The organism is Nonomuraea sp. 3-1Str, from assembly GCF_031570565.1.
In the GTDB taxonomy this organism is placed as follows: domain Bacteria; phylum Actinomycetota; class Actinomycetes; order Streptosporangiales; family Streptosporangiaceae; genus Nonomuraea.
Map to the genome: position 1 here is coordinate 34438 of NZ_JALHBK010000043.1, position 9384 is coordinate 43821.

The window sequence follows — 9384 nt, forward strand, 5'->3', positions numbered from 1 at the left end:
CATGGAAAGGCCCGCAGGCCGGCAGGCGGCCACCGAGGCGCGCAAAGCGCAGATCGCCACGGCGACCATCACCGTCCTGGCCCGGCGCGGCTACGCCGCCACCACCTTCGAAGCCATCTGCGAACAGGCGGGCCTCAGCAGCAAACGCCTCATCTCCTACCACTTCGCCAGCAAGGACGAGCTGTTCGCGGCCGTCGTACGCCAAGTCGTCCAGGACGCGGCCGCCTTCATGAGGCCCGCCCTGGACGCCGCCGACGGAGCCCGCGCCCAACTGGAGGCGTTCATCCGGGCGAACATCGCCTTCATCGCCGCCAACCCCGACCACGTGCGGGCCGTGCAGCAGCTCGCTCACCACGGCACGCCGGTGGGGCAGGACGAGAGCGAGGCGGCGGTCGACCGGCTGGCGGAGCTGCTGGCCGGCGGGCAGCGCACCGGCTCCTTCCGGCCGTTCGAGCCCCGGCTGATGGCCGCGACGGTGCGTTCGGCCATCGACGGGGCGGCCGGCCGGCTGGCCGAGGGCATGGACGCGCGGCTGTGCGCGGACGAGCTGGCCGAGACGTTCGACCGCGCCACGCGAGCCTGACGGCAGGCCGTTCGCCGCGTCCGGCGGGACCGGAATCATACCGAACAGAACCCACCTTCTGTCCGGTATGGGATATTTTCCGGCTGTATGGGGTGGTCAGAGGCGGTTGACGAAGCGGGTGGCCGCACGGTGGCTCATGCCGGTCTCGCCGCGCACCAGGAAGACGGCTTCCTGGATCTGACCCATGGCCTTCAGCTCGCGCGCCTGGTCGACCAGGTCGGTGCTGGGGGCCAGGCGGTTACGGGGCCGCTGGGTGAGGCGGACCGCCAGGATGATCAGATAGATGATCGCTACGGTGACGACGGCTGTGAGCGCGATGAGGCCCGGGGTGGAGATCGCCAGGCTGAGCATGGACTGATCGTAACGCGCCGGCGCCGCCTGCGTCAGGGCGGGTGGTCAGAGCTCGCCCTCGTACGCCACCTGGATGCTGTCGACGAAGGCGACGGCTTCGTCGTGACCCATGCCGGTCTCGCCGCGCACGAGGAAGACGGCCTGATCGGCGCGGCCGTCGCTTTTGAGCCGTCGTACGCGGGTGGCCAGGTCGGCCGCCGGCCCGGCGGGCTGCCGGGGGGCTGGCTGTTGGGGGGCTGGGCCCTGGAGGGCGGGATGGCGGATGGGGTGGCCGTGGGCGAGTCCGTCGACGGCGAGCTTGGCGTCCCTGAGGCTCATGCCGGTGTGGGTGCGCAGGACCTTGATCGCCTCGATCTTCTTGCCGGCGGCGGCCAGGTGGCGGATGCGTGCGTCCACCTCCTGGGGGCCGGCGGCCGGCTCCGCGGGCCGGCGCGCGGCGCGTGCGGCGGCGAAGACGATGATCGCGACGGCGAGGAGGGCGAGGCAGAGCATGAACAAGAGCTCTGGGAGGCCGAGGTTCATGTCCTCATCCTAGGCAGGCCAAATGCGGCGTGATCGCGACATTTCCGAATGCTCGATAATGAACATTATGTCAAGTAAGTCGGATTGTGACGGTGCGTGGTCATGACGGAACGCTTGACCATCGGTGAATTTCCTGTCCCCCGGCGCCTGTGGCGTTTAGGGTGGGAAGCCTGCTATCGCGCCGCGAGAGGAGCAGCACGTGGGGACCGAATCTGTTTTATGTCCGGTGTGTCAGGGGGTTCTGCCGGCCTCCGGCCGGGAATCGTACACCGCCCTGCGGGGCCGGTTGATCGTGACGAACGGTTACTGCGCAGGTGGGTGCGAGGAACGGCGGGCCGCCACGGAGCCGATCCGGCGGATGCCGCGTCAGGCTCCGGCGATGCCCGGCGCGGGTCAGGTTCCCGCGGGTGGCGCGGCGATGGCGCCGGTCCCCCAGGGTGCGGCGCCGCAGCACGCCCCGCAGGCGCACGGCGTTCCGGGGCACGGCGTTCCCGGACACGGCGGTTCGGGGCACGGCGTTCCCGGACACGGCGGTTCGGGGCACGGCGGCCAGTATGAGCCGTACGAGCAGGTGGCCGAGGCGCGGCTGGCGCCGGTCGTGCGGATCTCGGGCTGACGGTCCGGCACTGAGGCGCTGAGGCACTGAGGGTGTGTGGCCGCTGACGCTCCGTGGTGGGGCGTCCGGGCGGTGGGTTGTGCCTGTCCCCTGCTTACTGGTGGCCTTCGGTGGTGTGCCAGTAGTCGCGGGTGCGGACGGCGAGGCCGTGGGTGTCGAAGGTGGCGAAGACGCAGCCGGCGAGGGTGACGGGTGTGCCGTTGTCGTGGGCGTGGACGCGGAATTCGATGGCCGCGTGGTCGCCGTCGACGATGGGGGTGGCGAAGGTGACGTGGGGGTCGGTTTCGCCGGTGAAGGACCAGCGGATGTAGTCGGCGATGGCGCCTCTCCCCCGGTGTGGCGGGCGGAAGGGCATCGAGGTGTGTTCGGCGTCGTCGGCGTAGAGGGCGATGATGCTGTCGGCGTCGTGGTGGGTCCAGCCGTGTTGCCAGGTGTCGGCGAAGCGTTGTGCTGCGGTCCGCGGGTCCATGCGGGTCATTGTGGCGGTTCTCGGGGTTTTGTGGGGCGGTCCGGGGGGTGCCACTCCCCCGGGTTCGCGTCTGCGGCTGAGCACGATCGGACACGGGCCCGAAGGCGGGCCGGAGTCGTGTTCGGTCGTCAGGTGGTGGGCGGCTCGTAGGGGCGGGTGGCGGTGACCGCGGTGAGCGGGATGGGGCCGTAGACGTGGGGGAAGCCGTTCTCGACGCGGACGTCCAGGCCGGTGGGGTCGATCTCCAGCACCAGGAGCGGCTCGGTGACGCCGGTGTAGAAGGCGTCGTGGACGCCTTGGAGCTGGGCGGGGTCGCCGCTGCAGTGGATGAAGCCCTCCTGTTCGAGGGTGCGGCCGAGGGTGGAGACGCGGTAGTCGCCGGCGGTGCGGGCGGCGTGCCAGTCGGCGGCCAGGGCGAGGTGGAGGAGGGTCACGGGGTCCACTCGCTTTCGAGCATGGCGTAGATGACCTCGTCGGTCCATTCGCCCTTGACCTGCTCGTTGTGGACGAGGTGGGCCTCGCGGCGCATGCCGAGCTTCTCCAGGACGCGGGCGGAGGCGGTGTTGCGGCCGTCGAGGCGGCCGACGATGCGGTGCAGGCGCAGGCCCTCGAAGCCGAGGCTCAGGAGTTCGCGGGAGGCTTCGGGGGCGTAGCCGTGGCCGTGGTGGTCGGGGTTGAAGATGTAGCCGATCTCGCCTTGGCGGTGCTCTTTGCTCGTCCAGACGAGGATGACGGTGCCGATGAGCAGGCCGCTGTCGCGCAGGGTGACGGCGAGGTTGAGGGCGTCGCCTTCGTCGGAGATGGCGGTTCGGCTGATCTTGGTTTCGAGTCCGGTGCGGGCGGCGTCGAGGTCGCGGGCGTCCCAGTAGAGGTAGCGGGTGACGTCGGGCCGGGATTCGAAGGCGTAGACGGCGTCGAGGTCGGATGGGGTGAACGGGCGCAGGAGGAGACGCTCGGTGGTCAGGGGGTAGTCGGGTTTGAGCACGGAGGCAGTGTAGAGAGGGGGGCTGGGGGGTGGCGAGTCGTTTGTGGTGTCTTGTGGCGGGTGCCGGGGCGCGATCAGGCTTCGCCGTCTGGGGGGCTCTGGCGTGCGGCGCTCTTTCGGCGCGGCTTCGCCGAGCGGGGCGGGATGGTGCGCATGTGGTCGCGGACGACGGTGAGGACACGAGCGAGGCTGTCGATGTCCGCGCGCGTGAGTGGTTGGAGGAAGAGTTGGCGCAGGACGTCGATGTGGCCGGGGAACACCTGGGCGAGCACGTTGCGTCCCGCCTCGGTGATGGTCACTGTCACGCCTCGGTCGTCCTCCGCTGACGGGCTGCGAGTGACGAGTCCGGCCTTTTCCAGCAGCCCCACCTGGTAGGTCAGGCCGCTGCGGCTGTACACGACCCCGTCTGCCAGCTCGGTCATGCGCCGGCTGCCGTCTGCTGCGTCCCCGAGTGTGGCCAGGAGCTGGAACTGGACGTAGCTGAGGTCGCCGGCGTCGCGCAGCTGCTGTTCCACCGTGTGGCGCAGGAGGCTGCTCACCTCGATGAGCGCGAAGTACGCGCCGAGTTCGGCGGGGTCGAGGGGCCCTTCTTCGGTCATGCCGTCATCGTACTTGCTTCGGGTTCGAAGCAGTGGTAGCTTCACCTCACTGCTTCGAATTCGAAGCATATTGGCGCTCTCGATGGAAGAAGTTCGTCATGAAGGCAGTGCGATTCCACGAATACGGCGATGCTGATGTCCTGCGCTACGAGGACGTGGCGCTGCCCGTGCCCGGCGCTGGTGAGGTTCGCATCCGGGTCGCGGCGACGTCGTTCAACCCGGTCGACGCCGGTATCCGCAGCGGTGGTCTGCAGGGCCCGTTCCCGGTGACGCTCCCCCACACGCCGGGCATCGACGTAGCCGGAACGGTCGACGCGCTCGGTGACGGCCTCGACGCGGTGGCGGTCGGTGACGCGGTCGTCGGATTCCTCCCGATGATCGGTGACGGCGCAGCCGCCGAGTATGTCATCGCGCCCGCCGAGGTGCTGGCGGCCGCGCCTTCGAGTGTGCCGCTCGCTGACGCGGCGGCCCTGCCGCTGGTGGGCCTGACCGCATGGCAGGCGCTGTTCGAACTCGGCGGGCTCACCGCCGGGCAGCGCGTGCTCATCTCCGGTGCCGGAGGCGCTGTCGGTGCCTACGCGGTGCAGCTGGCGAAGAACGCCGGCGCGTACGTCATCGCCACGGCGAGCCCGCGCAGCGCGGACCGGGTCCGGGCCGCCGGTGCCGACGAGGTCGTCGACCACGCCGTGACCGACGTGGTGGATGCGGTGGGCGAGCCGGTCGACCTCTTGCTCAACCTCGCGCCGATCGAGCCTTCCCAGCTCGCCGGCCAGGCCGCTCTCGTGCGCTCCGGCGGGGCCGTGGTCAACACCACGGTGTGGATGCAGGCGCCGAGCGACGAAGCGCGCCAGGTGCGCGGGCTCAACGTCTTCGTCCGGAGCGACGCCAAGCAGCTCGCCGGCCTGGTGGCGGCGATCGACCGAGGCGAGCTTCGCATCGACATCAGCCGCCGGGTCCGGCTCGAGGATCTGCCGGCGTTGCATGCGGAAGTCGCCGCCGGTGCCGTGTCCGGCAAGGTCGTCGTCCTTGCGCCGACCGCCTGATTTTTCTCACCTCCACCTCGAAGGCCCGCAAGAACGCGCGCGTTGCCCTCCACCTTCCAGCGCATTGTCCACGGGCGGGAAAGCTCCAGGCGGGCGATCACGGGATCGCCCGTTCGCGGGGTCCGCAGGCAGGTGCATGTGGGAGCGTCTGGGGGTGGTCGGGCGGCGGTGGGATCCGGGCGGGGTGTTCGCGGTCCTGCTGTGTGCTTCGTGCGGTGTGGGTTGAAAAGGGAGTCGAATGCGTGTTCCACTGGACGGTGTGGGCTGGGACGCGCTTTCGCTGGTGGACGCGGTTGACGATCGTCCGCTGATCGAGCGGCGTGCGGTGCTGCGCGGCGGGTTCTACGAGATGCAGGCGCGTACGGCGATCGAGCGGGTGCCCGCGGGTGCGGGGGTGGCGCAGCGGTGGGCGGTGTCGCCTTATCGGGGTTGTGCGCATGCGTGCCGGGGGTGCGGGGCGCGGGGCGGGCATCGGCGGCTGGGGTTGGATGCGGGGCGTGACTTCGACACGCGGGTCGTGGTGCGGGCGAACGTGGTGGAGCGGTTGCGGGGTGAGCTGGCGCGCTGGGGTGATGAGCCGCTGGCGGTGGGGGTGGGGGGTGACTGTTACCAGGAGGCGGAGCGGACGTATCGGTTGATGCCGGGGGTGGTGCGGGCGCTGGGTGAGGCCGGTGTGCCGTTCACGGTGTACACGAAGAGTCCGCTGGTGTTGCGGGACGCGGAGTTGCTGGTGGCGGCGGGTGCGCGGGGGGCGGTGTCGATCGCGTTCGTGGACGAGCGGATCCGGCGGGCGGTGGAGCCTGGTGCGGTGGGGGCGCAGGCGCGACTGGAGCTGGTGTCGGCGCTCGTGGAGGCCGGTGTGGAGTGCCGGGTGCTGATGGCGCCGGTGTTGCCGTTGCTGAGTGACGCGGCTGATCAGCTGGCGGCGACGGTGCGGCGGATCGCGGCGGCGGGTGCGGTGGCGGTGGAGCCGGTGGTGTTGCGGCTGCCGGTGGGGACGCGGTCGTGGTACCTGGAGTGGCTGGGTGAGGCGCATCCGGGGTTGGTGGCGCGTTATGAGGAGTTGTACGACGGGGCGGGGGTGCCGTCGGCGGAGTACGAGGGGCGGATCACGGGGCAGATCGAGCAGTTGTGCCGGGTGTACGGGATGGCGTGTGGGGTGTGGGAGCCGGTGGGGCGGCGGCGTCCGGGTGGGGAGCAGTTGGAGCTGGTCTGATCGGGGGGTTTCGGGCCTGGTGGGGGGTGTGGGTGGTGGTGTGCCGCTCCCCTGGGTGTCGGGTGTCGTTCGGATGTCCGTAGGCCTCGATTTGGGTCACTTTTTGCAGTTATGGTGGCAGCCTCAACCGGGATGATCTTTGTTCGGGAGGCTGAACCCCACGTGTCAGGCTTATCATCGAAGGCTCCGAAGACGCTGGCCGCGAGCGTCGCGGCGTTCGTGGTCGTGATCGCCGGAGCCGCAGCGGGGACGGCGGGCGCGTCCGCCGCGACCGTCGCCGACGACGACCCTGTCGTCTACTACCTCGACAGCGCCGCCGGCGACGACGGCGCCGAGGGCACCTCGGCCGACACGCCGTGGAAGACGCTGGCCGCGGCGTCGGCCGCGCCGCTGGTGCCGGGCTCGAAGCTGCTGCTGAAGAGGGGCGGGTCGTGGTCGGGGCAGCTGGCGGTCAGCGCCTCGGGCACGGCGGAGGCTCCCATCGTCGTCGACGCCTACGGCACGGGCGCCGCGCCGATCCTCATGGGTGACACCGAGGCGTGCGTGGACCTGCGGGGCAGCCACATCGAGGTCTACAACCTGCAGGTCGGCGTGAACCGTGACGAGGGCCGCTGCTCGTGGGCCGGGATCAAGGTGGGCGGCAGCGACAACGTCGTGGAGCGGAACCTCATCACCGGCGCGGCGGCGGGGGTGTACATCGAGACGGGCGCCCGCTACACGGCGGTGACCGCCAACGACTTCGTCGACAACAACCACATGAGCAAGCTGACCCCCACCGACGAGGACTCCAACGACGACTCGGGGGCGTTCGCCATGCTGGTGCAGGGCGACGACTCCAACATCGGGTGGAACACCATCACCGGGTCGGTGGCCTTCAGCTACGACTACGTGTTCGACGGCGCGGCGGTGGAGATCTTCATGGGCTCGCGCAACCGGGTCCACCACAACCTGGCGATCGACAACGACACCTTCACCGAGCTGGGCACCAGTCGTAAGCCTGACGGCACCTCCAACGACCCGGACGGCACGTCGGGAAACGTGTTCGAGTACAACGGCATCTACGGGTCGCGCGCCCGCTCGGGGCTGGTGACGCGGGGGCCGGTGCACGACGACGGCCGGATCGAGACCAACGGGCCGGTGTTCGGCACGGTGTTCCGCAACAACTCGATGAACCTGCCCAACGCCGACGCCGAGGGCGTGGTGTGTGACGCGGGCTGCACCAATCAGCATCTGAGGTTGTCGCAGAACATCGTGCTGGCGGGCAAGAAGAGCGCCTACGCCGATCCGGCGTTCACCGCCAGCGACCACAACGTCTTCTACGGCGGGCAGTTCCAGATGTCGGCCGGGACGGCGAACGTGCGCAAGGATCCCAAGTTCGATCCGAACCGGCCGTTGCGGCTGCTGTCCACCAGTCCGGCGATCGGGCTGGGTGTGACGGCGTTCGACGACATCGACCTGGACGGTGTGGCGGTCGGCAAGGACGGGCGGATCGAGGCCGGCTCGTACGAGTACGTGGCGGCGAGCTGACGCCGGCGGGGTGAGCCGTGATGGTGTCCCGTCGCCTGCCCGCGGGCCGGCCGGGCGGCGGGACGTACCGGGAAGAGACGTAGCGGGAAAAATCGGGGGGAAGTCGGTGGGCGGCGCTGCTAGCGTGCCGCGCATGGATGTGATCGACGTCGAGCGGTTCGTGGCGGACGGGTTCGCCAAGGTGGAGGGCGCGGCGGCGCGTGAGGTGGGTGACGAGGCGCGGGCGTTGCTGTGGCGTCAGGTCGGGTTGTCGCCGGATGAGCCGTCGGGGTGGACGCGGCCGGTGGTGTGGGCCTCGGATCTGACGGGTGAGGGGCCGTTCGGGGTGCTGGCGCGCAGTGAGCGGCTGCGGCGGGCGCTGGACGCGGTGGCCGGGCCGGGCGGGTGGGTGCCGCGTGGGAGCCTGGGCAACATCCCGGTGCGGTTCCCGGATGTGGCGCCGGCCGACGATCGTGGCTGGCACGTCGACGCCAACACCCCGGGTGCGGACGGCGGCTGGAAGGTGAGCGGGCGGCCGCACACGCTGCTGCTGCTGGTGCTGCTGTCGGAGGTGGGTGCGGACGACGCGCCGACGCGGATCCGGGTCGGCTCGCAGCGGGACTCGGTGGCGGTGCTGGGCGATGGCGAGGCGATGGACGCGATGGTGGCGGGGCCTTTGCTGGAGGAGGCGAGCCGGGGCCGGGCGGAGGCGTACGCGACGGGGGTGCCCGGTGACATGTACGTGGTGCATCCGTTCACGGTGCACGCGGCGCAGGAGCATCGGGGCCGGCGGCCGCGGTTCATGGCGCAGGCGCCGGTGATCCTGACGGAGCCCCTGTCCCCCGCCGCCGGGTCGCCGCTGGCGCTTGCGGCGTGGGGGACGCCGGCGTGAGCGAGGCGGCGGGTAGTGCGCAGGGCGGGGTGGCGGGTAGCGCGCGGAGCCGGGTGGAGGTCCGGGCGGGCGGGCCGCGGGATGTGGCGGCGGTGCTGGCGATGTTCGACAGCGCGGTGGCGTGGCTGGTGAGCCGGGGCATCACCGGGCAGTGGGGTGAGCGGCCCTTCACCGGCGACGAGCGGCGTACGGAGCAGGTGCGGCAGTGGGCGCGGGGCGGTGGGTTGCGGATCGCCGAGGTGGGCGCTGAGCCGGCGGGGTGCGTGAGCGTGGGGGCGCCGCCGGCGTACGTGCGGCCGGCGGAGGTGCCGGAGTTGTACGTGCAGGCGCTGGTGGTGGACCGGCGCTTTCCGGGGATGGGCGTGGGCGCGGCGTTGCTGGACCGGGCGCTGGGCGAGGCCGGTGAGCGGGGGGTGGCGGTGCTGCGGGTGGACTGTTACGCCGGTGGGGACGGCCGGTTGGTGCGCTGGTACGAGGAGTGGGGGTTCGAGCGGGAGGCGCCGTTCACGGTCGGTGAGTGGCCGGGGATGGTGCTGCGCCGGTCCCTGTAGGGGATGCGTGATCTGCGGCGTTACGTGGGGTTCGGCCGGGCCGAAGTTGCT

At 70.9% G+C, this 9384-nt stretch carries 13 protein-coding genes; 7 read left to right on the plus strand and 6 right to left on the minus strand.

The window, feature by feature from the left end:
* The first annotated feature begins 1 nt into the window (after position 1).
* Positions 2 to 583, plus strand: a complete 582-nt coding sequence (locus MTP10_RS39660) for a TetR/AcrR family transcriptional regulator (RefSeq protein WP_310716816.1) — start codon at positions 2 to 4, stop codon at positions 581 to 583.
* Between the two features lie 96 nt (positions 584 to 679).
* Here MTP10_RS39660 and MTP10_RS39665 read toward each other — a convergent pair whose 3' ends face one another.
* Together MTP10_RS39665 and MTP10_RS39670 are read right to left on the minus strand one after the other, a co-directional pair.
* Positions 680 to 934 carry a hypothetical protein gene (locus tag MTP10_RS39665; RefSeq protein ID WP_310716818.1) on the minus strand — a complete coding sequence of 85 codons (255 nt, stop codon included), beginning with the start codon at positions 932 to 934 and terminating at the stop codon, positions 680 to 682.
* A gap of 45 nt (positions 935 to 979) precedes the next feature.
* A complete protein-coding gene (locus MTP10_RS39670; RefSeq protein ID WP_310716820.1) occupies positions 980 to 1456 on the minus strand; it encodes a hypothetical protein in 477 nt (158 codons plus the stop codon).
* A gap of 379 nt (positions 1457 to 1835) precedes the next feature.
* Between MTP10_RS39670 and MTP10_RS39675 the strand changes: the two genes are divergently transcribed.
* On the plus strand, positions 1836 to 2072 hold the full coding sequence (locus MTP10_RS39675; RefSeq protein WP_310716822.1) for a hypothetical protein: 237 nt from the start codon (positions 1836 to 1838) through the stop codon (positions 2070 to 2072).
* Between the two features lie 94 nt (positions 2073 to 2166).
* On the opposite strand, the gene MTP10_RS39680 is transcribed toward MTP10_RS39675, so the two are convergent.
* From MTP10_RS39680 to MTP10_RS39695, 4 genes are all read right to left on the minus strand, one after another.
* Positions 2167 to 2541 (minus strand): nuclear transport factor 2 family protein, encoded by a 375-nt coding sequence (locus tag MTP10_RS39680; RefSeq protein WP_310716824.1) that lies wholly within the window; start codon positions 2539 to 2541, stop codon positions 2167 to 2169.
* Between the two features lie 128 nt (positions 2542 to 2669).
* Positions 2670 to 2975: a DUF952 domain-containing protein gene (locus MTP10_RS39685; protein WP_310716826.1), complete on the minus strand. Its 306-nt coding sequence runs from the start codon at positions 2973 to 2975 to the stop codon at positions 2670 to 2672.
* The gene (locus MTP10_RS39690) at positions 2972 to 3526 is read right to left on the minus strand and encodes a GNAT family N-acetyltransferase (RefSeq protein WP_310716828.1); all 555 of its coding nucleotides are present in this window, start codon (positions 3524 to 3526) and stop codon (positions 2972 to 2974) included. Before MTP10_RS39690 ends, MTP10_RS39685 begins: the two co-directional genes overlap by 4 nt.
* Positions 3527 to 3600: 74 nt before the next feature.
* Positions 3601 to 4125 (minus strand): MarR family transcriptional regulator, encoded by a 525-nt coding sequence (locus tag MTP10_RS39695; RefSeq protein ID WP_310716830.1) that lies wholly within the window; start codon positions 4123 to 4125, stop codon positions 3601 to 3603.
* A 98-nt stretch (positions 4126 to 4223) separates the two neighbouring features.
* On the opposite strand from MTP10_RS39695, the gene MTP10_RS39700 reads away from it, so the two are divergent.
* The 5 genes from MTP10_RS39700 (at position 4224) to MTP10_RS39720 (ending at position 9333) form a co-directional block, all read left to right on the plus strand.
* Positions 4224 to 5168, plus strand: a complete 945-nt coding sequence (locus MTP10_RS39700; protein ID WP_310716831.1) for an NADP-dependent oxidoreductase — start codon at positions 4224 to 4226, stop codon at positions 5166 to 5168.
* A 238-nt stretch (positions 5169 to 5406) separates the two neighbouring features.
* Positions 5407 to 6384, plus strand: a complete 978-nt coding sequence (locus MTP10_RS39705; protein WP_310716833.1) for a radical SAM protein — start codon at positions 5407 to 5409, stop codon at positions 6382 to 6384.
* A gap of 162 nt (positions 6385 to 6546) precedes the next feature.
* The gene (locus tag MTP10_RS39710) at positions 6547 to 7911 is read left to right on the plus strand and encodes a hypothetical protein (protein ID WP_310716835.1); all 1365 of its coding nucleotides are present in this window, start codon (positions 6547 to 6549) and stop codon (positions 7909 to 7911) included.
* 133 nt (positions 7912 to 8044) lie between these two features.
* The gene (locus MTP10_RS39715) at positions 8045 to 8782 is read left to right on the plus strand and encodes a phytanoyl-CoA dioxygenase (RefSeq protein ID WP_310716837.1); all 738 of its coding nucleotides are present in this window, start codon (positions 8045 to 8047) and stop codon (positions 8780 to 8782) included.
* Positions 8779 to 9333, plus strand: coding sequence for a GNAT family N-acetyltransferase (locus tag MTP10_RS39720; protein WP_310716839.1), 555 nt, complete (start codon positions 8779 to 8781; stop codon positions 9331 to 9333). Before MTP10_RS39715 ends, MTP10_RS39720 begins: the two co-directional genes overlap by 4 nt.
* Positions 9334 to 9384 lie beyond the last annotated feature (51 nt).